Source organism: Streptomyces sp. NPDC054047, from assembly GCF_055585065.1.
This window is the reverse complement of sequence record NZ_JBVJKV010000005.1, coordinates 247011-271025: the sequence shown is the minus strand read 5'-3', so window position 1 is coordinate 271025 and position 24015 is coordinate 247011. Positions and strand designations below refer to the sequence as shown.

Genomic DNA, 24015 nt, shown 5'->3' with positions numbered 1-24015 from the left:
CGGCCCCGCCCCACATCAGCGAGGCGCCCCACACCAGCAACAGCGGCGACAGCAGCGACGGCGACGGCAGCAACAACGGCACCGGCACCGGCGGCGGCGGCGAGCAGGACTCCACCCAAGGCCCAGGGGCCAGCTGATGCGCCGCAGCCTCCTCCTCCTCACCGCCGCCACCACCGCCCTCGTCCTGACCGCCCTCCTCGTCCCCCTCACCCTCCTCACCCGCACCCACGCCGCCGACCGCACCACCGCCGAGGCCACCGCCCGAGCCCAGTGGGTCGCGCACGCCATCGGCCCCGCCCTCGCCACCCCGGACGAGCGCGAGACCGCCGAGCAGACCGTGGAGAGCGTCAACACCCAGGCGATACCCGCCACTTCACTCGTCCTGGCCGACGACACCGTCATCGGCCCGAGCCCCCAGCACCACGGAAAATCCCACATCACCGACGCCATCCGCCTGGCCCGCACCGGCCGCGCCTTCACCTACGAACCCTCCACCGGCGGCCGCCAGGTCCTCGTCCCCGTCCAGGGCGCAGCCGACGGCACCGCCGTCGTCCAAGTCACCCTCACCGAGCGCCAGTTGTACGCGGGCACCATGACCTCCTGGCTCGTGCTCGCCGGGATCGGGGTCGGCCTCGTCCTCATCGGTCTGCTCCTCGCCGACCGCCTCGGCGCCCGCCTGGTCGGCGCCACCCGCCGCCTCGCCCGCACCGCGGACCGCCTCGCCGCCGGCGACCTCACCGCACGCGCCACCCCCGAGGGCCCGCCCGAACTCCGCCTGGTCGCGGGCCAGCTGAACCACCTCGCCACCCGCATCGACGAGCTCCTCACCGCCGAACGCGAGAACGCCGCCGACCTCGCCCACCGTCTCCGCACCCCCGTGGCCGCCCTCCGCCTGGACGCCGAGACCCTCCGCGACACGGAGGAGGCGCACCGCATCGCCGCGGACGTCGCCGCCCTGGAACGCAGCGTCGACGACGTGATCCGCAAGGCCCGCCGCCCGCTCCGCGACGCCCCGCACGCCGACCTGGCGGCAGTGGCCCGCGAACGCGCCGAATTCTGGCAGCCGCTGGCAGAGGACCAGGGCCGCACAACACAGACATCAACCCCCCACGAGCCAACCCCCGTCCCCGTCCCTCAGGACGACCTCACCGCAGCCATCGACGCCCTGATCGGCAACGTCCTGGACCACACCCCCCAGGGCACCCCGTTCCGCATCGCGGTCCGAACGGTCGGCACCACCCCGACCGGCCACGCCGAACTCACCGTCGCCGACGAAGGCCCCGGCCTCCCCCCGACGTACGCGGCGGAACGCGGCACCAGCGGCGGCGGCTCCACCGGCCTCGGCCTGGACATCGCCCGCCGCACCGCGGAGGACGCGGGCGGCACCTTCGCCATAGCGTCGGACGCGACCCGCGGCACCCGGGTCACCCTCACGTTCCCGCAGACGCCGCCCCCGCCGCCCGCGGAAACGCGACCCGCACCGCCCGAGCCCACCGGTTGACCCCCAACTCCGGCCGCAGCGCGGCGAACCCGCCGCAGTACTTCGTGAACTCCGCGGCCCGCACCCCGTACCGGTGCAGCACCCGGTCCGCCTCCGTCAGATGCCCCTGCGTCTTCGTCTCCACCAGGACGAGCCCGGAGTCCGCCGCCACCGAACGCCCCGTGGCCACGTCCCGCACCACGAGCCCGGCATCGCACGTGATCCGCTGCCCGTCGGCGACGAAGGTCGCCCGCTGGTACTCCGTGACCAGCGCCGTCGTCAGACCGCCCGGCGCCTCGATCCCGTACGAACCGCTCAGCACGCCCGCGAGGAATCCCTGCCGCTCGGCGTCCAGGACGCAGTCGTCGCCCTCCAGCCGCTGCCGGTGCTTGACCGTCTCGCCCCGGCCGCTCTTCAGCTTGATCTCGAACTGCCGCTCTCCGCTGTCCTGGTAGACCCGCTCCCGGATGCGGTAGCGCAGCCGCCTGCCCTGCCGGTGATGGTGGTAGGTGAGCAGCTCGGGGGTGTCGTAGTACGTCGAGTGGTAGCTGAACCAGCGCTTTCCGCCGATGCTCAGGGCCCGGAAGGGGCCCGACGCGCGGCGCGGGTCCGTGAGCAGCGCCGCCAGGTCGTCGAAGATCTCGACCGGCACGAGATAGCTGTTGTCGTAGCGGGCGAGCAGCTCGGCCCGCGCGTTGACCTCGTCGAGCGAGATGGGGTGCGCGGCGAGCGCGGCCCGTCCGATGGCGCGTACGGCGGGGTTCACACGGTCTCCTTCTGGTGGGGGACGGCAGGCGTGCGGGACCGGGTCGTGCGGCGTCGTGGTGCTGTCCGTGTGAACTCCCCGGCCCGCTCGGAAGGTTCCGGCTGCCGGAAGCGGACTTCCAGAACCATCAGGTCACGGACGTAGTCCACCTCCTGGACGGTCCAGCCGAGCGGCTCGCCCAGGCGCCGCGCCAACTCGGCCCGGAGCGCGGCCTCCTCGCGGTACACCGCGTCCAGGGTGATGACCGCGCGCCGGTCACCGGCGAAGAGGCGGGGGTGGTCGGCGCCGTACATCACCAGGAGCAGCACGGCCGCGAGCCCGGCGGCCACCGGCAGGTCGAGGCCCGGAAGTCCGCAGAGGAGGCCGAGGACGAGGGTGATGAAGTAGTACGCCACTTCCTGGTGCGCCAGCGCGTCCGAGCGGAGCCGCACGATCGAGAGCACTCCGAAGAGTCCGAACCCGAGCGCGAGGCCGCCGTTGCCGCCGGCGCTCGCGAGGGCGGAGACGACGGCGAAGAGCGCGACGTTCAGGGCGAGATAGGCGGGGACCAGCTCCCTCCTGCGGTGCCGGGGATAGAAGACCCCGAAGGTCAGGAGGGTCACGGCCACCAGGTCGAGTCCGAGGTGGGCGGCCATCTGTCCGAGGTTCTCTGCGCTGTCCATGACCAGGACGCTAGGGAACGGCGGGTTAAGGCCGCCCCCAGCGGGAGTTAACGAGCCGGGCGCCGGCCCACCCAGGAGCATCATCCTCTTGACAGCATGCTGTCGATTTGACAGCATGCTCACATAAGAGCTCAGCGGCACCCCACCCAGTGGAGGCAGTCATGACCCGCAAGCCCCTGCCCGTGCACCTCGCCGTCTACGACACGCTCGCCGACTGGGAGACCGGATACGCCACCGCGTTCCTCGCCCGCGACGGGTACGAGATCCGTACCGTCGCCGCCGGCTCGCTCGACCCCGTCACCACGGCGGGCGGCGTCCGCATCCAGCCCGACCTGACCCTCGCCGACCTGCGGCCCGAGGACAGCGCGCTGCTGATCCTGCCGGGCGCCGACCTGTGGGACTCGGGCGACGACCTGGCTCGCTTCGGCCGCACCGCCCGCGCCTTCCTCGACGCGGACGTGCCCGTCGCCGCGATCTGCGGGGCCACCGCCGGGCTCGCCCGCGAGGGGCTGCTCGACGACCGCGCGCACACCAGCGCGGTGTCGTTCTACCTCGCGGCCACCGGATACAAGGGCGGCGAGCGGTACGTGGAGGCCGACGCCGTCACGGACGGCGGCCTGACCACGGCGGGGCCGACCGAGCCCGTGGCCTTCGCCCGCGAGATCCTCGGGCGGCTCGGCGCCTTCGAGGGCGAGAAGCTGGATGCCTGGTACCGGCTGTTCCACGACTCGGACGCGTCCGCGTACGAGGTGCTCGAATCATGAGCACCGAGCACGACCGGGTGCGGGAGCAGCAGGACCGGGTGCGGGAGCAGCAGGACCTGTTCTCCCGCACCGCCCTCGGCACCTTCCGGCTCAACGGCCAACTCCTGTCCATCGCCGATGAGTTGGCCAAGCCCGGCGGTCTCACCGCCGCCTGGTGGCAGGTGCTCGGCGCGGTCCTGCGCGAGCCCCTGCCCGTCGCCGGGATCGCACGGGCGATGGGCATCACCCGGCAGAGCGTGCAGCGCATCGCCGACCTCCTCGTGCGGCGCGGCCTCGCCGAGTACGTGCCCAACCCCGCCCACCGGCGTGCCAAGCTCCTGCGCCCCACGGACGAGGGCCTGGCCGCCGTCGAGAAGATCGGTCCCGGCCATGCGGAGGTGGCCGCACGGCTCGCCGCCGCGCTGGGCGACGAGGAATTCGCCCAGACCGTGCGGGTGTTGGAGCGGCTTTCCCGCGTGCTGTCCGACATGGATACGGAACAACCCGTTACGGAGCCGTAGCAGGCAGTCCGTGCCCCGATGTCCTACCGCCCCACTATCCTCGATCTGTTGCACACCAACGGGGGAGGTCGGCGCGGCGATGGAAAAGCTCGGACCCGGGGATCCACAGCGAATAGGCGCTTACCGGCTGCTCGCGCGGCTCGGAGCGGGCGGCATGGGACACGTCTATCTGGCGCGCTCCGACCGGGGACGTACGGTCGCGGTGAAGCTGGTGCGTGAAGAGCTCGCCGAGCAGGAGGAGTTCAGGAACCGCTTCCGGCAGGAAGTGCAGGCGGCACGGCGGGTCGGCGGCGCGTGGACGGCGCCGGTGCTCGACGCGGACACCGAGGCGGCGATCCCCTGGCTGGCCACGGGATATGTCGCGGGACCCTCTCTGCAGAGCGTCGTCTCGCACGACCACGGGCCGTTGCCCGAGCGGTCCGTGAAGATACTCGCGGCGGGGCTCGCCAACGCCCTCAAGGACATTCACGCGGCGGGCCTCATCCACCGCGACCTCAAGCCGTCGAACGTGCTCGTCACGATCGACGGCCCGCGCGTCATCGACTTCGGCATCGCCCGCGCTCTTGAGACGGTCACCGACGGCGGCCTGACCCGCACCGGCGCGCTCGTCGGCTCGCCCGGCTTCATGGCGCCCGAGCAGGTGCGGGGCGACCGGATCACCCCGGCGTGCGACGTGTTCTGCCTGGGGTCGGTCCTCGCGTACGCGGCTTCGGGCGCGCTGCCGTTCGGCACGGCCAACAGCGGCGTGCACGCGCTGATGTTCCGCATCGCACAGGAGGAGCCGGACCTGGAGGGGCTGCCGGAGGAGCTGGCCGAGCTGGTCGGCGACTGCCTGCGCAAGAACCCCGCGGACCGGCCCTCGCTGGAGCAGCTCCTGGAGCGGACGGGCGCGGAGGACACGCTCGGCGACGGCGGCCGGACCCGCGATCCCTGGCTGCCGGGGGCCCTTGTCGCCCAACTGGGGCGGCACGCGGTGCAGTTGCTGGACACGGAGAACCCGGACGAGAGCGGCGGGTCCCAGACGTCCTCCGCCAAGGGACCGGTCCCGCCGGTGTCGCTCGCACCGCCGAAGGAGCTGGCCGCCGGGGGCGCGGGCGACGCGCCCAAGGCTGCCGGGGCCGGGGCCGCCGCGGGCGCCGGAGCCGCCGCTGCCGCAGCAGCCGGACCCGAGCCGGGCCCCGCCGACGGCGACACACCGCCGCCGCCCGGCAGACCGGGCCAGGCCGCCCCGCTCAACCACCTCCCCACGATGATCACGGGCCAGGCCCCACCGCCGACTCCCCCACCGGGCCCGGCGTACGGCTACCCCCAGCAGCACCCCCAGCCCGGCTACGGCTACCCCCAGCAGGGTCCGTACGGGCCCACACCTCCGTACGGGCCCACTCCTCCGTACGGCCCTCTCGTGCACCCCCAGGGCGAGCCCCCGCGCCGCAGCGGGCGGTCCACCGCCGCGCTCATCGCGGTAGCCGTCATAGTGGCCATAGGAGCGGGCGGCACGGTGTACGCGGTGATGAAGGGCGAGGGCAGCACGAAGGCGGGCGGCACGAACTCCGATTCGCCCTCCAGCAGCGCCCCTTCGACCCCGGGCACGCCGTCCGACGAGGAGAAGTCGGACCCCGAGACCCCGCCGACCTCCCCCGCGTCCAAGGACGACGACAAGGGCAAGGAGGGCGCAGTCCCGGACAAGTTCCTCGGCACCTGGAGCGGCTCCATCCAGAACAACCTGGGCCACAACTCCCGTCAGCTCGTCCTCCAGCAGGGTGAGGTCGGCGACACCGTCGTCTCGATCACGGCGGACGGCCCGACGGACACCGGGGGCACGTACCACTGCGTGTTCCAGGGCAAGTTGGAGTCCGCGAGCGGCAACACCCTGCGCATCGGACCGACGGACGTGATCGTCGGACAGCCCGCGACCTCCTGCAGGCCGGGCCAGGCGAGCACGGTCACGCTGCTCTCGAACGGCAGGCTGCACCGCGAGAACACGGGCACGGACAAGGGGCTGACCTACGACAAGGAGGGGTGAGCCCCCTATTCATCTACGCCGAATCCACGGCCCGACCAGGCGCTTTACGTTGGTAGTTGAACGCCGGGCGAACAGCTGCCGTCCGCCCGGACAAGCACCGCCCGATGGCCGCATCCGGCGTCTACCGTCCCGCCCATGAACTGGTTGGGCACCGAAAACGCCATCGCCGTGCTCGCCATCCTGGTCGGCATCGCCGGCGCCTTCGTCCCCGTGCTGCTCGAACGCCGCGTACCGCGCCGCAAGCGCATCGGCCACCGCAAGCAGATGGACACGGCGATAGGCGACAACGTCCGTACGGGCGACGCGAACGCGCGCCTCGGTCTCTTCGACGAGGCCCCGGAGATGTCGGACGCGACACTGGTGCTGCTGCGCGTCGAGAACGACGGTTCGCTGCCCATCGACGTGGCCGACTACACGGGCCGCTCGCCGCACGGCCTGACGGCGGTGTTCGAGAACCGCATCATCCGCGCGGTGGCGGTCACGCTGCCGCCCGAGGCCGACCACCTGATGGAGCACTTCGCGCCCGGCACGGGCCTCGGCTACGAGTCCGGCAGGCTGCACATCCCGCGCGTGCCGCTCAACCGGGGCGAGTACTACAAGCTCCTCGTGCTGCTGACCGGCGGCCCCGTGGACAGCGGCTACACGATCATCGGCGGCATCCAGGGCGGCGAGACGCACGAGAACCACAGCGCGGCCCCCGACGAGAAGCCGCCGGTGTTCAGCAGGCTCTCGCAGCGGGTGGCCATCGCGCTGAGCCTGGTGATCCTCGGCCTCGCGGGCCTCATCCTGCGCCCCGACTCCGAGCCGCCGCCCTCGTACTGCCAGACGGGCGGCCTCACCCTGACCGGGTCGACCGCGTTCGAGCCGGTGGCCACCGAGCTCGCGGACAAGTACATGAAGGACTGCGAGGGCTCGCACATCGAGGTGAGCGCGCACGGAAGCCGGGGCGGCGTGCGGGAGCTGGCCGCGGCGGACGCCGGGCCCGGCGAGGGCGCACCGCCGGTGATCGCCTTCTCCGACGGACCGCGCCCCGGCAGCTACACGCGGCTGAGCGAGACGCGGGTGGCGGTCTCCCTGTTCGCCCTCGTCCTGAACGACAGGGTGCCGGTCAAGAACCTCTCCACGAAGGACGTACGCCGCCTGTTCACCGGCGAGATCCGCAACTGGAAGGAGCTGCGGGGCGGCCCCGACCTGCCGGTGGTCCTGGTCAGCCGGGGGTCGAGCTCGGGCACGCGGGTCACCCTCCAGCAGCGGGTCCTCAAGGGCGCCCCGGAGATCCAGGAGTCCTCCAGCGACTGCCTGACGAAGGACATCGGCCCCCGGGCGCCGGTGATCCGCTGCGAACTCGACTCCACGGAGCAGGTCCTGGACACGGTCGCCGCGACACCGGGCGCGGTCGGCTACAGCGAGCTGCGCAACACGGCCGCCCTCAAGGGCGTGCACCGCCTGAACCTGGACGGCCACACCCCGTCCATCGACCACATCCAGTCCAGCGGCTACCCGTACCGCGAGATCGAGTACGCCTACACCTACGGCAGCCCGCCCGCCGACTCGCTGGCGTCGAGCTTCCTCGCGTACGCGGTCCGCGGGAGCGGGCAGGACGTGGTCCGCACCCACGGGCACCTGCCGTGCCAGACGCCCGTGGGACTGCGGATGTGCGGGGAGAACTGAGCCGCTAGATGAACGAGTTGATCTCGATCGTCTCCGTGCGGCCCGGACCGACGCCGATCGCGGAGATCGGCGCGCCCGACATCTCCTCGAGCGCCTTCACGTAACCCTGCGCGTTCTTCGGCAGGTCGGAGAAGGTCTGCGCCTTGGTGATGTCCTCGGACCAGCCGGGCAGCATCTCGTAGACCGGCTTCGCGTGGTGGAAGTCGGTCTGGTTGTACGGGAGTTCCTCGACGCGCTTGCCGTCGATCTCGTACGCGACGCAGACCGGGATCTGCTCCCAGCCCGTCAGGACGTCCAGCTTCGTCAGGAAGAAGTCCGTCAGGCCGTTCACGCGGGTCGCGTAGCGCGCGATCGGCGCGTCGAACCAGCCGCAGCGCCGGTCGCGGCCGGTGGTGACACCGCGCTCGCCGCCGATGCGGCGCAGGTCCTCGCCGTCCTGGTCGAAGAGCTCCGTCGGGAACGGGCCCGCGCCGACGCGCGTGGTGTACGCCTTCAGGATGCCGATGACGCGGCTGATCTTCGTCGGGCCGACGCCCGTACCCGTGCAGGCGCCGCCCGCGGTCGGGTTCGAGGAGGTGACGAAGGGGTACGTGCCGTGGTCCACGTCCAGGAGCGTGCCCTGGCCGCCCTCGAAGAGGACGACCTTGTCCTCGTCGAGCGCGTTGTTGAGGATCAGGGTGGTGTCGGCGACGTACCGCTTGATGTTCTCGCCGTGCTCCAGGAGCTGCTCGACGATCTGGCCGACCTCGATGGCGCGGCGGTTGTAGAGCTTGGTGAGGAGCTGGTTCTTGACCTCGAGGGCCGCCTCGACCTTCTGCTCCAGGATCGACTGGTCGTAGAGGTCCTGGACGCGGATGCCGGTGCGGTTGATCTTGTCGGCGTACGTCGGGCCGATGCCGCGGCCGGTCGTGCCGATCTTGCGCTTGCCGAGGAAGCGCTCCGTCACCTTGTCGACGGTCACGTTGTACGGCGTGATGATGTGCGCGTTACCGCTGATCAGCAGCTTCGACGTGTCGACGCCGCGCTCGTTCAGACCGCTCAGCTCGGAGAGCAGGACCGACGGGTCGACGACGACTCCGTTGCCGATGACAGGCACGCAGTCCGGGGAGAGAATCCCGGAAGGGAGGAGATGCAGCGCGTACTTCTGGTCGCCTACGACGACCGTGTGGCCGGCGTTGTTGCCGCCCTGGTATCGCACTACATAGTCCACGGAGCCACCGAGCAGGTCGGTGGCCTTTCCCTTGCCTTCGTCACCCCACTGAGCACCGAGCAGCACAAGTGCGGGCACAGGCGTACACCCCTTCCGGGCGGGGCATGTCCAAGGTCAGGGGCCGTAGCCGCCATATGGGTGTGCCTTGGATGCTGCCCCGGAATAGACGAAGCCCCTGGCGCAATAGCGCAAGGGGCTCTTGCACAAAGATGCTACCCGAGGACTCAGAAAAGGGGCGCACGTTGTCGGCTCGCGACCAGCTGCTAGTCGTCATCGACCCGGTCGCCCGGCGCACGGACGGTGAGTCGGTACGGATCGCGAAGGACGTGCTCGGCGCGGGTGCGGCCGTCCGGATCTGCCTGCCGGAAGGGCCGGAGGATTTCGCGAAAGCCCTGGCCAGAAGGGGTACGCGGCGTCCCGTGGTGATCGGCGACGACCGGGCGCTGCTGCGCGCCGTCACGGTCCTGCACCGCGAGCGGGAGCTCGATTCGTGTGCGGTTTCGGTCGTTCCGGTGGGGGCTTCCCAGCTGCTTTCCCGGTCCCTCGGAGTGCCCGCGGGGGCCGTCGCGGCGGCCCGTGCGGTGCTCGAAGGGGTCGAGCGGCGGCTTGATCTGCTCGTGGACGACAGCGACGGCGTGGTCCTGGGGACCCTGCGCATCCCGCCCGTCACCGCGTCGGCGTCCGGGAGCACGGCGGTGGACGGCCACCCCTGGCTGCGTACGTGCCAGTCCTTCGTCCGCACCCTCGCGCGCCCCTCGCGCGTCGCGTCCGCCCCCGGTCCCGCGCCCGCGCGGCTGCGGGTGGAGGCGGACGGGGTGGTCGTGGTGGACCTGGACCAGCCGGTGGAGGGGGTCTCGGTGCGTCCGGGGGCCGACGGCCTCGCGGAGGTCGAGGTCCGGCCCACCTCGGTGGGCGCGGCGGCGGAGGCCCTGCGGGTGCGGGCGCGGACGATAACGGTGTCCGGGCCCGATTTCCGCTACCGGGCGGACGCGATGGTCGGGGGCCCTGTGCGGACCCGGACCTGGGCGGTGCGGACCGATGCCTGGGGCTTGATGCTGCCTCGGTGACCGCCGGGGGTCCCGCAGCCGCGAAGGGGCGGGGCAGCCCGGCCTACTTGCCGAACAAGGTCTCCCGGTGCTCCCGCCACCGCACCAGCATTCCCGCGATCTCGTGCTCGACGAACTCGAAGAAGGCGAGCGTCTCCGCCATGCGCCGGCCCGCCGGAGTGTCGGGGCCGAGGCTCGTGACGCCCTCGCGCAGGGCCGACTCCCAGCGCTTGAGCACCCCGTCACGGTTGGCGAGCGCCTCGTACCACTGGTTGCTGTGCACCCGGAAGAGGTCCCGCCGGGAGCCGGGGTCGCGCTCCCTGGCCACCATGTGCTGCTGCGTGAGGTAGCGGACGGCGCCCGACACCGCCGCCGGGCTCACCTGAAGCCGTTCGCCCAGCTCCGCCGAGGTCAGTGCGCCCGAGTCCGACGCGAGGAGCGCCGCGAAGATCCGCGCGGGCATCCTCGGCATGCCCGCCTCGACCAGCTGCGCGGCGAACTGCTCCACGAAACGTGAGACGACCTCGTCGTCACGTACCGCCTCTTCGTCGGACCTTTTGGGCATCTGCCGATCATCTCCCCTGCTCGCCGGACGTGGTCAAGTTTATACGCTTCCTTAACTTCACAAGTTTGTGAAAGTAGCGTACGTTCCGAAACATGACGAAGGCAATCACCGTCTCCGGACTGCACAAGTCGTTCGGCCGGACGCACGCGCTTGACGGCCTGGACCTCGACGTCGAGACCGGCGAGGTCCACGGCTTCCTCGGCCCCAACGGCGCGGGGAAGTCCACGACCATCCGGGTCCTCCTCGGCCTGCTCCGCGCCGACTCCGGCGCCGCCCAGCTGCTCGGCAAGGACCCGTGGAACGACGCGGTGGAGCTGCACCGGCGGGTGGCGTACGTGCCCGGTGACGTCACCCTGTGGCGCAACCTCTCCGGCGGCGAGGTCATCGATCTGTACGGGAAGCTGCGCGGCGGCCTCGACCAGGGGCGCAGGGCCGACCTCGTCGAACGGTACGAACTCGACCCCACCAAGAAGGGGCGTACGTACTCCAAGGGCAACCGGCAGAAGGTCGCCCTCGTCGCCGCCTTCGCGTCCGACGTCGACCTGCTGATCCTCGACGAACCCACCTCAGGGCTCGACCCGCTCATGGAGGAGGTCTTCCAGGCGTGCGTCGAGGAGGAGCGCGACCGGGGACGCACGATCCTCCTGTCCTCGCACATCCTCAGCGAGGTGGAGAGCCTCTGCGACCGCGTCAGCATCATCAGGAACGGGCAGACCGTCGAGACCGGTTCGCTGGCCGACCTGCGCCATCTGACGCGGACCAGCGTCACCGCCGAGCTCGCGGGGCCGCCCAACGGGCTCGGGCGGCTGCCCGGCGTGCACGACGTCGACGTGTCCGGGAACCGCGTCAAGCTCCACGTCGACACCGACAAGCTGGACGCGGTGCTGCGGGCGCTGACCGAGGCCGGGGTCCGGTCGCTGATCTCCACGCCGCCCACCCTTGAGGAACTCTTCCTGCGGCACTACCAGGACGACGTGCGGGCCGGCGGTGTCACCGAAGCGGCGGGTGCGCGATGACCGCCACCGCCGCGGCCTCCGCGTTCACCTCGCGCCCCGGCGGGGCGCGTCACCTCGCCGGTACCGGCGCCCTGCTGCGGCTCGCCCTGCGCCGCGACCGCGTCATGCTGCCCGTCTGGGTCCTCGTCGTCGCCGGGGTGGTCCTCGCGATGCCGGGCGCCCTGGAGCAGACGTACGGCACGGCCGCCGAGCGGGCCGACGCCATGCGGTCGATGAACGCCAACTCCTCGATGCGGGCGCTGTACTCGCCGGTGTTCGGGGACTCCACCGGCGCGCTCTCCGCCTGGCGCATCGGCGTGTACGCCGCGATCCTCGCCGCCGCGATGAGCCTGATCGTCGTCGTACGGCACACCCGCGAGGAGGAGGAGACGGGGCGCCAGGAGATGGTCTCCGCCGCGATGGTGGGGCGGCGCGCGCCGCTGACCGCGGCGCTGCTCGCCGCGTTCGTGGCGAACGCTGCCGTCGGGCTGCTCATCGCCGGGGGCCTGGCCGGGCAGGGCTCGGCCGGGGCGCTCGCGCTCGGGCTCGGCGTCGCGGGCACCGGCATGCTCTTCGCCACCATGGCGGCGATCGTCGCCCAGTTCACGGAGAGCGCGCGGCTCGCCAAGGGGCTGACCGCGGGACTGCTGGGCGCCGCGTACGTGCTCAAGGCGGCCGGTGACGCGGGAACGCGGGGCGGCGAATCCGTGCTGACCTGGCTCTCCCCGCTGGGGTGGGCGCAGAACGTCCGGGCCTTCGCCGGGGAGCGGTGGTGGGTGCTGCTCCTGACCGCCGCCGCGATCGTGGCGCAGGGCGCGGTCGCGTACGCGCTTGCGGGGCGGCGCGACGTCGGCATGAGCTTCCTGCCGACCCGGCCCGGTCCCGCGCAGGGCTCGATCGCCACCGCGGGCGGGCTCGCGTGGCGGCTGCAGCGGGGCAGCGTGCTCGGCTGGGGGCTCGGTTTCCTGATCGCCGGGGTGGTGTTCGGCGGGATGACCGAGGGCGCGGCGGACATCGTGGGCGACAACCAGAACACCCGCGCCGTCATCGAGCGCATGGGCGGCCAGTCCGGCCTCACGGACGCCTTCCTCGCCACGATGGTCGGCATGCTGGGGATGGTCGCCTCGCTGTACGTCGTCGCCTCCGTGCTGCGGCTGCACGGCGAGGAGACGTCGCAGCGGGCGGAGCCGGTCCTCGCGGGCTCGGTGGGCCGGCTGCGGTGGGCCGCGGGCCATCTGCTGATCGCCTTCGGTGGCGCGCTGCTGCTGATGCTGGTGGGCGGGGCGGGACTGGCTCTCGGGTACGGGGATGACCTCGGGCCGATCATGGGGGCGTGCCTGGTGCAGGTGGCGGCGATCTGGGCGCTCGGCGGGCTCGCCGTGCTCCTGGTGGGGGCGTTCCCGCGGGCTGCGGTGGCTGCCTGGGGGGTGGCGGGGGTCTGCCTGGCCCTCGGCTGGCTCGGCCCCGCGCTGGACCTTCCGGAGCTGGTGATGGACCTGTCGCCCTTCGGCCACCTGCCGAAGCTGCCGGGCTCCGCGGTGACCTGGGGCCCAGTGGGGGCGCTCCTCGCCCTTGCGGCGGCGCTGGCCTCCCTCGGTCTGGCCGGCCTGCGCCGCCGTGACCTGACGACGTAGCCCGGCAGTCTCCTGCCCGAACAGGCCCTCCCACCCACCCGCCCGATCACCCCGCATCCATCCCTGGACGAACAGGCCCTTCCCGCCCACCCGCCCGATTGCCCCGCGCCCGCGTCCCCGCGTAGTACCTGCGACGGACCCCGGAGAACCCGTCCCTGAGGGGACGACCGCCCCTGCCCGCCCCCGTACCTTCGTAAGCGTGACTGATGCGACCAAGACCGCCCCCAGCAGTACCCGCAGCCCAGAGGTCCAGCTGGCCGTGGGTGCGCTCGGAGGGCTTCGGCAGGATCTCTTCCGGGGCGCCTTCGCCTACCGACCGCTGCCCATGATGCGTACGGACGGACCCGTGATCGGGCGTCTTCCCGCCCGCATACGCCAGTACGCGGGCTGGGCCCCGCACGCCGCGGTCATGGCCGCCGCCTTCCTCACCTTCGCCATCGCCTACTCCGAGGAATCCGGCGGCCTCGACTACATCGTCACCGGCCTCGTCCCGGCCGCCGCCGTCGGCATGACCCTCCTCAGGCCCGTCGGTGCCTGGTGGGTCCTGATCGCGGTCTCGCCCTTCGCCGGCGCCCTCAGCGGCGGCTGGGACGGCTATCCGTGGACCGCCAGCCTCTTCCTCGCGCACCTCGCCGTGATGACCGTGATCACCCTGCGGACCCGCCCCCGCACCGCCGCGTGGATGTGGGTGGGCACCGCCCTCTACGGCGTCGCCGCCGAGGTCTTCCTCAGCCCGGGCTACACCACGAACCTCCCGGAGATGCTCTTCTTCTCCGCCCTCCTCCTCCTCGCCGCCTCCCTCGTGCACATCCGCCGCGAGGCCCACCGCGAGGTCACCGTGCAGCGGACGGTCACCGCGATCGAGCGCGACAAGCGCACGCTCCTGGAGGAGCGCACGACGATCGCCCGCGAACTGCACGACGTCGTCGCCCACCACATGTCGGTGGTCGCCATCCAGGCGGAGGCCGCGCCCTACCGCGTCGAGAACCCGCCCCCCGAGCTGGAGCAGGCCTTCGTCACCATCCGCGAGAACGCCGTGGCCGCGCTGACGGAGCTGCGCCGCGTCCTCGGTGTCGTACGCGCGGAGGACTACGAGGCGCCGGACGCCCCGCAGCCCACCCTCGGCGACCTCGACCGGCTCATCGCGAACGTCCGCGAGACCGGCCTTGACGTCGAGAAGGTCGTCACCGGCGCGGTCCGCGAACTCCCGCAGGGCGTCGAGCTCTCCGCGTACCGCATCGTCCAGGAGGCGCTGAGCAACACCCTGCGCCACGCCCCCGGCGCCACGGCCCGCGTCGAGGTCGGATACGTGCTGGGAGGCCTCGGTCTGCGCATCGTCAACGGGCCCGCGACCGGCATGGTCAAGCCCTCACCCGGGGCCGGCCACGGCATCACCGGCATGCGCGAGCGCGTCACGATGCTGGACGGCGAGATGACGACCGAGGAGACCGCCGACGGCGGCTACGAAGTCACCGTGTTCCTGCCCGTCGCGTCCGCGTCGGAGCCCACCGGAGGCCAGGAATGACGATCCGCGTACTGATCGCCGACGACCAGATGATGGTCCGCGAGGGCTTCTCCGTCCTGCTCAACGCGATGCCGGACATCGAGGTCGTCGGAGAGGCCGTCAACGGCCGCGAGGCGGTCGACCGGGTCCGCGAACTCTCCCCGGACGTCGTCCTGATGGACATCCGCATGCCCGTCCTGAACGGCATCGAGGCGACCCGCGAGATCGTCGCTGCGGACGTCACGTCGAAGGTCCTCGTCCTCACCACCTTCGACCTCGACGAGTACGTCTACCAGGCGCTGCGCGCGGGCGCCTCCGGCTTCCTCCTCAAGGACGCCTCGGCACGCCAGCTCGCCGACGGGGTGAAGGTGGTGGCCGCCGGGGAAGCCCTGCTCGCCCCCTCCGTCACGCGCCGCCTCATCACCGAGTTCTCCAAGCTCGGCGAGACGCCACGCCTGTCGGCCACGGTCCAGGCCCAGCAGTACGGCGAGCTCACCGAGCGCGAGACGGAGGTCCTCGTCCTCATCGCGCAGGGCCTGTCCAACGGGGAGATCGCATCGCGCCTCGTGGTCGCCGAGTCCACGATCAAGACCCACGTGAGCCGCATCCTGGTGAAACTGGGCCTGCGGGACCGCACCCAGGCGGCGGTCTTCGCGTACGAGGCAAGGCTGGTCACCCCCGGCTGACCCCGACTACCGTCCCCTCATGGACGCCCACTCCGCTCCCGTCGCCTCCATCGCCGCCTTCGCCCCCTGGTCGCCGGAGTTCATCGCCGACCCCTACCCGGCCTACGCGCAGCTGCGGGCCGCCGGGCGGGTGCACCACTTCGAGCCCACCGACCAGTGGCTCGTCCCGCACCACGCGGACGTGTCGGCCCTGCTGCGGGACCGGCGGCTCGGGCGGACCTATCTGCACCGGTTCACGCACGAGGAGTTCGGGCGGCAGGCGCCGCCGCCCGAGCACGAGCCGTTCCACGTCCTGAACGACAACGGCATGCTCGACCTGGAGGCGCCGACCCACACCCGCATCCGGCGCCTGGTGTCGAAGGCATTCACTCCGCGTACGGTCGAGCAACTCAGGCCGTACGTCGAGGAGTTGGCCGATCGGCTGGTACGGGATCTGGTGGCCGACGGGGGCGGGGACCTGGCGGCGCGCGTCGCCGAGCCGCTGCCGGTGGCCGTCATCGCGCAGATGCTGGGCATCCCGGAGTCCGACCGGGACCAGCTGCGGCCCTGGTCGGGCGACATCTGCGGGATGTACGAGCTGAACCCCTCCGAGGAGACCGCCGCCCGCGCGGTCACCGCCTCGCTCGAATTCTCCGCGTACCTGCGCGAACTCATCGCCGTGCGGCGCGAGAAGCCCGGCGACGACCTGATCTCGGGGCTCATCGCCGCGTACGAGGGCGGGGAGTCGCTCAGCGAGCAGGAGATGATCTCCACCTGCGTGCTGCTGCTCAACGCGGGGCACGAGGCGACGGTGAACGCCACCGTCAACGGCTGGCACGCGCTCTTCCGTCATCCGGCCCAGCTGGCCGCCCTGCGCGCGGACCCCGGAGCGCTGATCCCCACCGCCGTGGAGGAGCTGATGCGCTACGACACCCCGCTGCAGCTCTTCGAGCGGTGGGTCCTGGACGACATCGAGATCGACGGCACCGTGATCCCGCGCGGCAGCGAGGTCGCCCTCCTCTTCGGCTCGGCCAACCACGACCCGGCGGTGTTCACCGCCCCCGCCGAACTGGACCTGGCCCGCGCCGAGAACCCGCACATCTCCTTCAGCGCGGGCATCCACTACTGCATCGGCGCACCCCTGGCCCGCATCGAGCTCGCGGCGTCGCTGGGCGCGCTGATCCGCCGGGCGCCGGACCTGAAGCTCGCCGCGGAGCCGGAGCGCAGGCCGAACTTCGTGATCCGGGGGCTACGGGAGCTCCTCGTAGAGGTCTGAGTCCCGTAGCCCGGCCTCAGAACGCCAGCTGTGCGATCTCCTCCGCGACCACCGCGCACGCGTCGGCCGCCGGGTCGATCAGGGGGAAGTGCCCGACGTCTTCGAGGAGCGTGACCCCGACGACCTCGCCCGCCTTCGCCGCGGCGTCGGCGTACGCCTCGGAGACGGCCTGCGGCACGACGATGTCGGTACGCCCCTGGACGATGGCCGTGGCGATGCCCGTCGGCAGCAGGGCCGCCGGGTCGGCGTGCGGGAGCCGCTCCTCGAACTTCCCCTCGCCTCCGAGGAGTTGGACGGGGGCGTCCGAGCAGACGTCCAGCTCCCGCGCGGCACGGAGGTCCGCGATCGGCGCGAGGGCCACGACGCCCCGGAAGGGGGCCGGCCGGTCGATGCGCCACGGGGAGCCGGTGGGCAGCACGTGCCGCGACGCGGCCCAGAGGGCGAGGTGGCCGCCCGCGGAGTGGCCGGTGACGACGGTGCGGCGGATGTCGGCCGACGGCAGGAACTCGGCCACGAGCGCGGGCAGCGCGTCGAAGGCCGCGGCGACGTCGTCGAAGGTCTCCGGCCAGCGGCCCGCGGCGGGGCCGCCGCCCTGGGCGGGGATCGAACTGCCCCGCCGGTACTCGACGTTGGCCACGGCGAAGCCTCGTCTGGCCAGGAAGTCCACGAAGGGCGTGAGGTGCTGCCGGTCGTACGGGGCGCGCCAGGCGCCGCCGTGCAGGGCGACGACGAGGGGGGCGGGGGCCTCCGTGGCGATCCGGGGTCCGTAGAAGTCGACCACCTGGTCGGGATGTTCGCCGTACGCGGCGGTGGCGTCGGGCGGCACCGCGGGGTGCGAGAAGGCGGCGTCGGCCTCGGCGGCATCGGCCTCGACGGCGGCAACGCGGGCTGCGGCGGCGTCGTCCGGCATGCGACAACCTCTCTGCGGGTGGGGGCGGGGGCAGTGGATGTGCTGGGGGGTCCTGATCTTTTGATCTTCCCCTACCCCGCCCCTTCCCGATACCGGGGAGCCACCCCGGATCCCGCCCGGAAAGGGGCGGAACCCAGGGCGGAATCCGGGACGGAATCCGTGCCGGGCTACAGGCCCTTCGCCTCGCCCAACGTCCGCGCCAGCACACCGGCCGCCCGCTCCACATCGGCGAAGCCGACGTACAACGGAGTGAAGCCGAACCGCAGCACGTCCGGCGCCCGGAAGTCGCCGACCACGCCCTGCTCGACCAGGCGCCGCATCACGTCGCCCGCGTCCTCGCACCGCAGGGCGACCTGGCTGCCGCGCTCCGCGTGGGCGGCCGGGGTGAGCACCTCGACCCGGCCCTCGGGGACATAGGCCCGCACGCACTCGACGAAGAAGTCCGTCAGGGCGAGGGACTTGGCCCGTACGGACTCGATGGACACCCCGTCCCAGACGTCGAGCGCCGCGTCGAGGGCCAGCATCGAGAGGATGTCGGGCGTGCCGACCCGCCCGCGCACGGCGCCGTCGGCCGCCTCGAACTCCGGCCGCATCCCGAAGGGCTCGGCGTGCGAGTTCCAGCCGGGCAGCGGGGAGTCGAAGCGGGGCTGGAGATCCGCCCGTACGTAGATGTACGCGGGTGAGCCCGGCCCCCCGTTCAGGTACTTGTAGGTGCACCCGACCGCGAGGTCCACGCCGTGCGCGTCGAGCCCGACGGGCAGCGCTCCCGCGGTGTGGCACAGGTCCCACACCACGAGCGCGCCCGCGTCGTGCACGGCCGACGTCAGGCCGGGCAGATCGTGCAGGCGTCCGGTGCGGTAGTCGGCGTGATTGAGCAGCACGGCCGCCGTGCGCGGGCCGAGAACACCGCGCACCTCGCCCGGCGCTACCGGCACCAGACGGCAGCCGGTCATCCGCGCGGCGGACTGGGCGATGTACCCGTCCGTGGGGAAGGTCGTCGCGTCAACGACGATCTCGTCGCGCCCCTCGTCCGAGTCACGGACCATGCGCACGGCCGCGACGAGCGCCTTGAAGACGTTCACGCTCGTCGAGTCGCCGACGACGATCTGGCCGGGGGCGGCCCCCACCAGGGGGGCTATGCGGTCGCCGATGCGCTCGGGGGCGGTCCACCAGCCGCTCTCGTCCCAGGACCGGATGCGCAGCCGGCCCCACTGGCGGGAGACGACGTCCGCGACCCGCTCCTGGACGACGGCGGGCAGCGCGCCCAGCGAGTTCCCGTCCAGGTAGACGGTGTCGTCCAGGACGAACTCCTTGCGCTTCGCGCGGAGTTCGTCCTCGGCGTCCCGCTGTGCCGCCCGCGCCCTGAGGCCGGTCTCAGACATGGCTCCTCGCAGTCCACAGCTCGGGGAACACGTTCTTCGTCGCGCGCTTCTCCAGCCAGGCCACGCCCGCCGAGCCGCCCGTGCCCGTCTTGGAGCCCATCGCGCGGCGCGTCGCCACCAGGTGGTCGTTGCGCCAGCGCCACACCAGCTCGGCGACGTCCGTCAACGTCTCGCCCAGGCGGGCGAGTTCGTCGTGCTCGTCCCCTGCGTAGAGGTCCGTCCACACCTTCTCGACCTCGGGCGACGGCTCGTACCTCTGCGTCAGGTCGCGCTCGAGCACGGCGGCGGGGACGGCGTGGCCGCGGCGGGCGAGCAGGGCGAGCACCTCGTCGTACAGGCTCGGCTCCTGGAGCGCCTTCTCCAGCTCCGCGTGGACGCGCGGCGCGCCCCGGTGCGGCACCAGCATGGACGCGGACTTGTCGCCGAGCAGGAACTCCATGCGGCGGTACATCGCGGACTGGAAGCCGGAGCCCTCGCCGAGCGCGGAACGGTAGGAGTTGAACTGCCCGGGGGTCAGCTGGGCGAGCGGGCGCCACGAGGCGTTCAGCGCCTCCAGCTCGCGGAGGCTTCTCTTGAGCGCGGCCACGGCGGTGGGGATGTCGTCGCGGCGCAGGGCGTGCGACGCGGTCTCCCACTCGTGCACGATGACCGTGAACCACAGCTCCATCACCTGGGTGGTGACCAGGAAGACCATCTCGCCGGGGTCGTCCGAGCGCAGGTGCTGGAGGTGCGTGAGGACGTCCGCCTGGACGTAGTCCTCGTAAGGGGTGGTTCCTGCGAAGTCGAGGTTCGGGGTGTCCGCCTCTTGGGACATCGCGATCTCCTTGATACGTACTCCGGGTAGCGGTCCGCCCCTGCCGTTACCGACACGGGGGCCCCGGTCCCCACCGGCATCCTCCGCAACATCCCACGAAACGGCAAGACCTGCCTGGTCACAGTGGCGTCCAGGCAGGTCGAGCGCGTCTTCGGCGGTCAGCCCAGGGTCTCGGCCGCCGTCTGGGAGGAGTCCCGCAGGAAGCCCGAGCAGCGCTCGTACTCCTCCTGCTCACCGATCGACTGCGCGGCGCGCGCGAGGCCGTGCAGGGCGCGCAGGAAGCCGCGGTTCGGCTCGTGCTCCCACGGCACCGGGCCGTGGCCCTTCCAGCCGGCACGGCGCAGCGAGTCGAGGCCGCGGTGGTAGCCGGTGCGGGCGTACGCGTACGACTCGATGACGCTGCCGCGCTCGAACGCCTCGTCGGCGAGCTGCGCCCAGGCGAGCGAGGAGGTCGGGTACTTCGCGGCGACGTCGGCGGGCGCCGCGCCGTTCGCGAGGAGCTCGCGCGGCTCCGGGTCGTCGGGCAGGTGGGTCGGGGGCGGTCCCCCGAGCAGATCCTTGTGAATGGCCATGGGTTCCAGTCTGCTCCATACGCGTACGGGCCCGGCACCCAGGGAAGGATGCCGGGCCCGTACGCGGACGCGGTGGTGCCTACTTCAGCTTCGTGCCCGTGGAGCGCAGGTTCGCGCACGCCTCGGTGACGCGCTGGGCCATGCCCGCCTCGGCGGCCTTGCCCCAGGTGCGGGGGTCGTACGTCTTCTTCGAGCCGACCTCGCCGTCGACCTTCAGGACGCCGTCGTAGTTCTTGAACATGTGGTCGGCGACGGGACGCGTGAAGGCGTACTGCGTGTCCGTGTCGAGGTTCATCTTCACGACGCCGTTCTCCAGGGCGGTCGCGATCTCCTGCGCGGTCGAGCCGGAGCCGCCGTGGAAGACGAAGTCGAAGGGCTGCGCGCCCGCCGACTTGCCGTACTTGGCGCCGACGCCCTCCTGGAGGTCCTTGAGGAGCTCGGGACGCAGGACGACGTTGCCCGGCTTGTAGACGCCGTGCACGTTGCCGAAGGAGGCGGCGAGCAGGTAGCGGCCCTTCTCGCCCAGGCCGAGCGCCTCGGCCGTACGCAGCGCGTCGTCGACGGTCGTGTAGAGCTCGTCGTTGATCTCGTGCGTGACGCCGTCCTCCTCGCCACCGGTCGGGGTGATCTCGACCTCGAGGATGATCTTCGCGGCGGCGGCCTTCGCGAGCAGCTCCTGGCCGATGGCCAGGTTGTCGGCGAGGGTCTCGGCGGAGCCGTCCCACATGTGCGACTGGAAGAGCGGGTTGCGGCCGGCCTTGACGCGCTCCGCGGAGACGTCGATCAGCGGACGGACGTAGGTGTCCAGCTTGTCCTTGGGGCAGTGGTCGGTGTGCAGCGCGACGGTGATGTCGTACTTCGCGGCGACGATGTGCGCGAACTCGGCGAGGGCCACGGCGCCCGTCACCATGTCCTTGTTGTGCTGGCCGCCCAGGAACTCCGCACCACCGGTGGAGATCTGGATGATGCCGTCGCTCTCGGCCTCAGCGAAACCGCGCAGAGCGGCGTGCAGGGTCTGCGAGGAGGTCACGTTGATGGCCGGGTAGGCGAACTTGCCTGCCTTCGCCCGGTCCAGCATCTCGGCGTAGACCTCGGGGGTTGCGATGGGCATGTGTCCGCTCCTTGTGATGTGCGGGTGTGTGCTTGGCCCTGACCTAAGGGGGCGACGTCATCGTCGCCCCCATCTTTCCAGATGTGCCGGGCGGCTCCGCCCGGACGCGGGTCCTCAGTCGCTGAGGCCGAGGTCGTCCTTCGAGTACGCGAAGAGGTACGGCACCCCGGCGCCGTCGGTGATCTTCTCGCCGGCCCCGGTGGCGCGGTCCACGATGGTCGCGACACCGACCACCTCGGCACCGGCCTCGCGCACGGCCTCGACGGCGGTCAGCGGGGAGCCGCCGGTGGTGGAGGTGTCCTCGACGACGAGAACGCGGCGCCCCTTGATGTCCGGGCCCTCGACGCGGCGCTGCATGCCGTGCGCCTTGGCGGCCTTGCGCACGACGAAGGCGTCAAGCCGCTTGCCGCGGGCGGCGGAGGCGTGCAGCATCGCGCCGGCGACGGGGTCGGCGCCCATGGTGAGGCCGCCCACGGCGTCGAAGTCGAGGTCGGCGGTGAGGTCGAGCAGGACCTGGCCGACCAGGGGGGCGGCCTCGCCGTCGAGGGTGATGCGGCGCAGGTCGATGTAGTAATCGGCTTCGAGACCCGAGGAGAGGGTCACCTTGCCGTGCACCACGGCCTTGTCCTTGATCTGCTGAAGCAGGGCGCCACGTACGTCGTCAGTCATGCCTGCCAGCTTAAAGCTGCTTCAGCCGCGTCCAGGTCCAGGTCGTCGACGTCTCCAGGGGGTCGATGGGGGTGACCAGGCGGGGCAGGGTGTTGAGCCCGTCCGGCGGGCCGGTCTGCGGCTCGACGCAGACGGCGGCTTCCTGCTCGTCGTAGACGACGACCCACTGCTCGCGGCTCTTGACGTTGAGCTCGATCCGCTCGGGCCAGGTGAGCGTGACGTCGACGCCGTCGGGCATGCCGAAGCAGTCGTCCCAGGGGCCGGGGGTGGGGGCGACGCGGTGGCCGGTGGGCAGGTGGTCGTCGCCGCGCTTCTCCTGCCAGGAGGGGTCGAAGCCGATGCGTACGTCCTGCTGCTCGAGGTTCCGGTTGAACCACGGGTGCCAGCCGGCCTGGGCGGGGAAGGAGTCGCCGTACGTCTCGATGCCGAGGGTGAGGGTGAGGGAGTCCTCGGTGAGCTCGACGAGCTGGGTGACGCGGCCTTCGTAGGGCCAGGGGTCGGTGAGGTCGTACGTGAACGCGGCCTCTGTCTTCCCCGCGCGGGCGGTGCGCCAGGGCGCGTCCCTGGCGAAGCCGTGGATGGCGTGGGGCGGGGAGTTGAGGGGCATCTGGTGGAGGGTGCCGCCGTTGCGGAACTTTCCCTCGCGGATGCGGCCGGCCCAGGGGGCCATGGGGAAGCAGCCGTAGCGCTCGCCCTGCCGCAGCAGTTCCACGCCGCCGATCCTGAGGCTTCCCACCCGGCAGCCGTTCCCCGGCTGCACGGTGACTTCCGCGTCACCCGCGGTCAGTGTCACGTCTTCGCTACTCACGGGGTCGACCCTACGGGCAGGGGCTTTTCTTCTTCCCCAACCCCACCCCTTCCCACAAACCCGCTCGGCGCGGGGGCCCACCACTATCAGCCCGTCCGGCGTTTGAGGACGAACTCGGCGGAGCCGGTGATTGACGGCGGCCAAGGCCCCCGCGCCAGAATCAGCGCCTGCGGCGAAGTGCTCGGCCCACCACGATCGCCGAGGCCACCGCCACCGCGGCCGCGGGCGCGGCCCAGCGCAGCGTGGCCCTCGTGGACATCGACTCGGCGGCGGGCGCGGGCGCGTACCGCCCCCGGGGCGGCGCGTGGTCGACCTCCTCCGCGCTCCGGCCGATCATCGTCCGCCGGGCATGCGCGGCCTCCGCGGGCGGCACCAGGATCTCCTCGACGTCCCCGAGGCCCTCGTCGGACTCCGCGTCGAACGACGACGGCGGCACATCCGTCTCGAAGACGGAGGGCGCCTCGACGATCTCGGTCTCCAGCGTCACGGACTCCGGTTCCAGCTCCGGCTCCGGATCCGGCTCGGTCTCCGGCGAAGCCATCCGCCCCAGGCCCTCCCCGAAACGGTCGAGCAGCCGCCGCACCGCGCCCTCCACAGCCTGTGGAGAACTTTCGGCGACGCGGCCCTCCCCCGCACCCGTACCGGAGAAGACCACCTGGGTCCCGGAACCGTCCTCGGCGGAATCGAGGGAAGCAAGCCGCACCGACAGCGAGAGCTTCACGGAGCCGCCGCCCCGCACCTCGACACCCTCGCCCTCGATCGCGAAGGACCCGTCGCCCCGCGCGGCCACGCGCGCGGCGCCGCGGTACGTGATCGTGTGGCCGCCGACCCGCACCTTGAGGCGGCCGGAGAGCGGCGACGCGGACTCGTCCGCGTCGCGCTGCAGGCCGGGCACCGCCCCGACGACCTGCTCGGGGTCGCTCAGCACCTGCTGCAGGCGGTCGGCGGGAACCGGAACGAACACCTCATGCTCCATGGCAGTCGAGCC

Annotated in this window: 23 protein-coding genes; 11 read left to right on the top strand and 12 right to left on the bottom strand. The window is 72.1% G+C overall.

Annotation, left to right across the window (positions count from 1 at the left end):
- Positions 1-136: 136 nt before the first annotated feature.
- Complete coding sequence (locus tag ACZ6ZP_RS20990; RefSeq protein ID WP_351167004.1) at positions 137-1501, top strand: sensor histidine kinase; 1365 nt, start codon at positions 137-139, stop codon at positions 1499-1501.
- On the opposite strand, the gene ACZ6ZP_RS20985 is transcribed toward ACZ6ZP_RS20990, so the two are convergent.
- Both ACZ6ZP_RS20985 and ACZ6ZP_RS20980 read right to left on the bottom strand, forming a co-directional pair.
- On the bottom strand, positions 1431-2246 hold the full coding sequence (locus tag ACZ6ZP_RS20985; protein ID WP_351167006.1) for a VTC domain-containing protein: 816 nt from the start codon (positions 2244-2246) through the stop codon (positions 1431-1433). The two genes, ACZ6ZP_RS20990 and ACZ6ZP_RS20985, sit on opposite strands and share 71 nt — an antisense overlap.
- Positions 2243-2908, bottom strand: a complete 666-nt coding sequence (locus ACZ6ZP_RS20980) for a DUF4956 domain-containing protein (RefSeq protein WP_351167008.1) — start codon at positions 2906-2908, stop codon at positions 2243-2245. The genes ACZ6ZP_RS20985 and ACZ6ZP_RS20980 overlap by 4 nt, the downstream gene beginning before the upstream one ends.
- Positions 2909-3069: 161 nt before the next feature.
- On the opposite strand from ACZ6ZP_RS20980, the gene ACZ6ZP_RS20975 reads away from it, so the two are divergent.
- The 4 genes from ACZ6ZP_RS20975 (at position 3070) to ACZ6ZP_RS20960 (ending at position 7866) form a co-directional block, all read left to right on the top strand.
- A complete protein-coding gene (locus ACZ6ZP_RS20975; protein ID WP_469407828.1) occupies positions 3070-3672 on the top strand; it encodes a DJ-1/PfpI family protein in 603 nt (200 codons plus the stop codon).
- Positions 3669-4172 (top strand): MarR family winged helix-turn-helix transcriptional regulator, encoded by a 504-nt coding sequence (locus tag ACZ6ZP_RS20970; protein ID WP_351167012.1) that lies wholly within the window; start codon positions 3669-3671, stop codon positions 4170-4172. Before ACZ6ZP_RS20975 ends, ACZ6ZP_RS20970 begins: the two co-directional genes overlap by 4 nt.
- Before the next feature lie 79 nt (positions 4173-4251).
- Entirely contained in the window at positions 4252-6195 is a 1944-nt protein-coding gene (locus ACZ6ZP_RS20965) for a serine/threonine-protein kinase (protein ID WP_469407827.1), read from the top strand.
- Between the two features lie 135 nt (positions 6196-6330).
- Complete coding sequence (locus ACZ6ZP_RS20960; RefSeq protein ID WP_469407825.1) at positions 6331-7866, top strand: substrate-binding domain-containing protein; 1536 nt, start codon at positions 6331-6333, stop codon at positions 7864-7866.
- A 4-nt stretch (positions 7867-7870) separates the two neighbouring features.
- Here the strand turns inward: ACZ6ZP_RS20960 and ACZ6ZP_RS20955 are convergent, their stop codons facing one another.
- On the bottom strand, positions 7871-9154 hold the full coding sequence (locus ACZ6ZP_RS20955) for an adenylosuccinate synthase (RefSeq protein WP_351167018.1): 1284 nt from the start codon (positions 9152-9154) through the stop codon (positions 7871-7873).
- Positions 9155-9285: 131 nt separating this feature from the next.
- Between ACZ6ZP_RS20955 and ACZ6ZP_RS20950 the strand changes: the two genes are divergently transcribed.
- Positions 9286-10143 carry a diacylglycerol kinase family protein gene (locus tag ACZ6ZP_RS20950; RefSeq protein ID WP_383815838.1) on the top strand — a complete coding sequence of 286 codons (858 nt, stop codon included), beginning with the start codon at positions 9286-9288 and terminating at the stop codon, positions 10141-10143.
- Positions 10144-10186: 43 nt separating this feature from the next.
- Here ACZ6ZP_RS20950 and ACZ6ZP_RS20945 read toward each other — a convergent pair whose 3' ends face one another.
- Positions 10187-10687 carry a GbsR/MarR family transcriptional regulator gene (locus ACZ6ZP_RS20945; protein WP_351167022.1) on the bottom strand — a complete coding sequence of 167 codons (501 nt, stop codon included), beginning with the start codon at positions 10685-10687 and terminating at the stop codon, positions 10187-10189.
- Positions 10688-10779: 92 nt separating this feature from the next.
- On the opposite strand from ACZ6ZP_RS20945, the gene ACZ6ZP_RS20940 reads away from it, so the two are divergent.
- The 5 genes from ACZ6ZP_RS20940 (at position 10780) to ACZ6ZP_RS20920 (ending at position 16761) form a co-directional block, all read left to right on the top strand.
- Positions 10780-11703 carry an ABC transporter ATP-binding protein gene (locus ACZ6ZP_RS20940; protein WP_399975758.1) on the top strand — a complete coding sequence of 308 codons (924 nt, stop codon included), beginning with the start codon at positions 10780-10782 and terminating at the stop codon, positions 11701-11703.
- A complete protein-coding gene (locus tag ACZ6ZP_RS20935) occupies positions 11700-13316 on the top strand; it encodes an ABC transporter permease (RefSeq protein ID WP_366461567.1) in 1617 nt (538 codons plus the stop codon). The genes ACZ6ZP_RS20940 and ACZ6ZP_RS20935 overlap by 4 nt, the downstream gene beginning before the upstream one ends.
- A gap of 199 nt (positions 13317-13515) precedes the next feature.
- Entirely contained in the window at positions 13516-14841 is a 1326-nt protein-coding gene (locus ACZ6ZP_RS20930) for a sensor histidine kinase (RefSeq protein ID WP_351167028.1), read from the top strand.
- Positions 14838-15506, top strand: coding sequence for a response regulator transcription factor (locus ACZ6ZP_RS20925; RefSeq protein ID WP_351167030.1), 669 nt, complete (start codon positions 14838-14840; stop codon positions 15504-15506). The genes ACZ6ZP_RS20930 and ACZ6ZP_RS20925 overlap by 4 nt, the downstream gene beginning before the upstream one ends.
- A gap of 19 nt (positions 15507-15525) precedes the next feature.
- Positions 15526-16761, top strand: a complete 1236-nt coding sequence (locus ACZ6ZP_RS20920) for a cytochrome P450 (RefSeq protein ID WP_469407822.1) — start codon at positions 15526-15528, stop codon at positions 16759-16761.
- Between the two features lie 16 nt (positions 16762-16777).
- Here the strand turns inward: ACZ6ZP_RS20920 and ACZ6ZP_RS20915 are convergent, their stop codons facing one another.
- The 8 genes from ACZ6ZP_RS20915 to ACZ6ZP_RS20880 all read right to left on the bottom strand — a co-directional run bounded on the left by ACZ6ZP_RS20915 (position 16778) and on the right by ACZ6ZP_RS20880 (position 24003).
- Complete coding sequence (locus tag ACZ6ZP_RS20915) at positions 16778-17671, bottom strand: alpha/beta hydrolase family protein (RefSeq protein ID WP_351167034.1); 894 nt, start codon at positions 17669-17671, stop codon at positions 16778-16780.
- Between the two features lie 167 nt (positions 17672-17838).
- Positions 17839-19053, bottom strand: coding sequence for a kynureninase (gene kynU, locus ACZ6ZP_RS20910; RefSeq protein WP_351167036.1), 1215 nt, complete (start codon positions 19051-19053; stop codon positions 17839-17841).
- Positions 19046-19867: a tryptophan 2,3-dioxygenase family protein gene (locus tag ACZ6ZP_RS20905; protein WP_383815822.1), complete on the bottom strand. Its 822-nt coding sequence runs from the start codon at positions 19865-19867 to the stop codon at positions 19046-19048. Before ACZ6ZP_RS20905 ends, kynU begins: the two co-directional genes overlap by 8 nt.
- A 158-nt stretch (positions 19868-20025) precedes the next feature.
- On the bottom strand, positions 20026-20439 hold the full coding sequence (locus ACZ6ZP_RS20900; protein ID WP_351167040.1) for a DUF3151 domain-containing protein: 414 nt from the start codon (positions 20437-20439) through the stop codon (positions 20026-20028).
- A 79-nt stretch (positions 20440-20518) separates the two neighbouring features.
- Entirely contained in the window at positions 20519-21550 is a 1032-nt protein-coding gene (fbaA, locus tag ACZ6ZP_RS20895) for a class II fructose-bisphosphate aldolase (protein ID WP_351167042.1), read from the bottom strand.
- 114 nt (positions 21551-21664) lie between these two features.
- Positions 21665-22219, bottom strand: coding sequence for an orotate phosphoribosyltransferase (gene pyrE, locus ACZ6ZP_RS20890; protein WP_361466389.1), 555 nt, complete (start codon positions 22217-22219; stop codon positions 21665-21667).
- Positions 22220-22229: 10 nt separating this feature from the next.
- Positions 22230-23027 (bottom strand): aldose epimerase family protein, encoded by a 798-nt coding sequence (locus tag ACZ6ZP_RS20885; RefSeq protein WP_469407820.1) that lies wholly within the window; start codon positions 23025-23027, stop codon positions 22230-22232.
- Between the two features lie 160 nt (positions 23028-23187).
- A complete protein-coding gene (locus ACZ6ZP_RS20880; protein WP_469407819.1) occupies positions 23188-24003 on the bottom strand; it encodes an SRPBCC domain-containing protein in 816 nt (271 codons plus the stop codon).
- Between the last annotated feature and the right edge of the window lie 12 nt (positions 24004-24015).

What these genes read in the sequence shown, in the direction of transcription:
- ACZ6ZP_RS20880 (WP_469407819.1), bottom strand. Translation starts at nt 24,003, where the DNA reads ATGGAGCATGAGGTGTTCGTTCCGGTTCCCGCCGACCGCCTGCAGCAG.
- ACZ6ZP_RS20925 (WP_351167030.1), top strand. Translation starts at nt 14,838, where the DNA reads ATGACGATCCGCGTACTGATCGCCGACGACCAGATGATGGTCCGCGAG.
- ACZ6ZP_RS20920 (WP_469407822.1), top strand. Translation starts at nt 15,526, where the DNA reads ATGGACGCCCACTCCGCTCCCGTCGCCTCCATCGCCGCCTTCGCCCCC.
- ACZ6ZP_RS20960 (WP_469407825.1), top strand. Translation starts at nt 6,331, where the DNA reads ATGAACTGGTTGGGCACCGAAAACGCCATCGCCGTGCTCGCCATCCTG.
- ACZ6ZP_RS20900 (WP_351167040.1), bottom strand. Translation starts at nt 20,439, where the DNA reads ATGGCCATTCACAAGGATCTGCTCGGGGGACCGCCCCCGACCCACCTG.
- ACZ6ZP_RS20940 (WP_399975758.1), top strand. Translation starts at nt 10,780, where the DNA reads ATGACGAAGGCAATCACCGTCTCCGGACTGCACAAGTCGTTCGGCCGG.
- ACZ6ZP_RS20945 (WP_351167022.1), bottom strand. Translation starts at nt 10,687, where the DNA reads ATGCCCAAAAGGTCCGACGAAGAGGCGGTACGTGACGACGAGGTCGTC.
- pyrE (WP_361466389.1), bottom strand. Translation starts at nt 22,219, where the DNA reads ATGACTGACGACGTACGTGGCGCCCTGCTTCAGCAGATCAAGGACAAG.
- kynU (WP_351167036.1), bottom strand. Translation starts at nt 19,053, where the DNA reads ATGTCTGAGACCGGCCTCAGGGCGCGGGCGGCACAGCGGGACGCCGAG.
- ACZ6ZP_RS20975 (WP_469407828.1), top strand. Translation starts at nt 3,070, where the DNA reads ATGACCCGCAAGCCCCTGCCCGTGCACCTCGCCGTCTACGACACGCTC.
- ACZ6ZP_RS20980 (WP_351167008.1), bottom strand. Translation starts at nt 2,908, where the DNA reads ATGGACAGCGCAGAGAACCTCGGACAGATGGCCGCCCACCTCGGACTC.
- fbaA (WP_351167042.1), bottom strand. Translation starts at nt 21,550, where the DNA reads ATGCCCATCGCAACCCCCGAGGTCTACGCCGAGATGCTGGACCGGGCG.
- ACZ6ZP_RS20950 (WP_383815838.1), top strand. Translation starts at nt 9,286, where the DNA reads ATGCTACCCGAGGACTCAGAAAAGGGGCGCACGTTGTCGGCTCGCGAC.
- ACZ6ZP_RS20935 (WP_366461567.1), top strand. Translation starts at nt 11,700, where the DNA reads ATGACCGCCACCGCCGCGGCCTCCGCGTTCACCTCGCGCCCCGGCGGG.
- ACZ6ZP_RS20905 (WP_383815822.1), bottom strand. Translation starts at nt 19,867, where the DNA reads ATGTCCCAAGAGGCGGACACCCCGAACCTCGACTTCGCAGGAACCACC.
- ACZ6ZP_RS20915 (WP_351167034.1), bottom strand. Translation starts at nt 17,671, where the DNA reads ATGCCGGACGACGCCGCCGCAGCCCGCGTTGCCGCCGTCGAGGCCGAT.
- ACZ6ZP_RS20965 (WP_469407827.1), top strand. Translation starts at nt 4,252, where the DNA reads ATGGAAAAGCTCGGACCCGGGGATCCACAGCGAATAGGCGCTTACCGG.
- ACZ6ZP_RS20970 (WP_351167012.1), top strand. Translation starts at nt 3,669, where the DNA reads ATGAGCACCGAGCACGACCGGGTGCGGGAGCAGCAGGACCGGGTGCGG.
- ACZ6ZP_RS20990 (WP_351167004.1), top strand. Translation starts at nt 137, where the DNA reads ATGCGCCGCAGCCTCCTCCTCCTCACCGCCGCCACCACCGCCCTCGTC.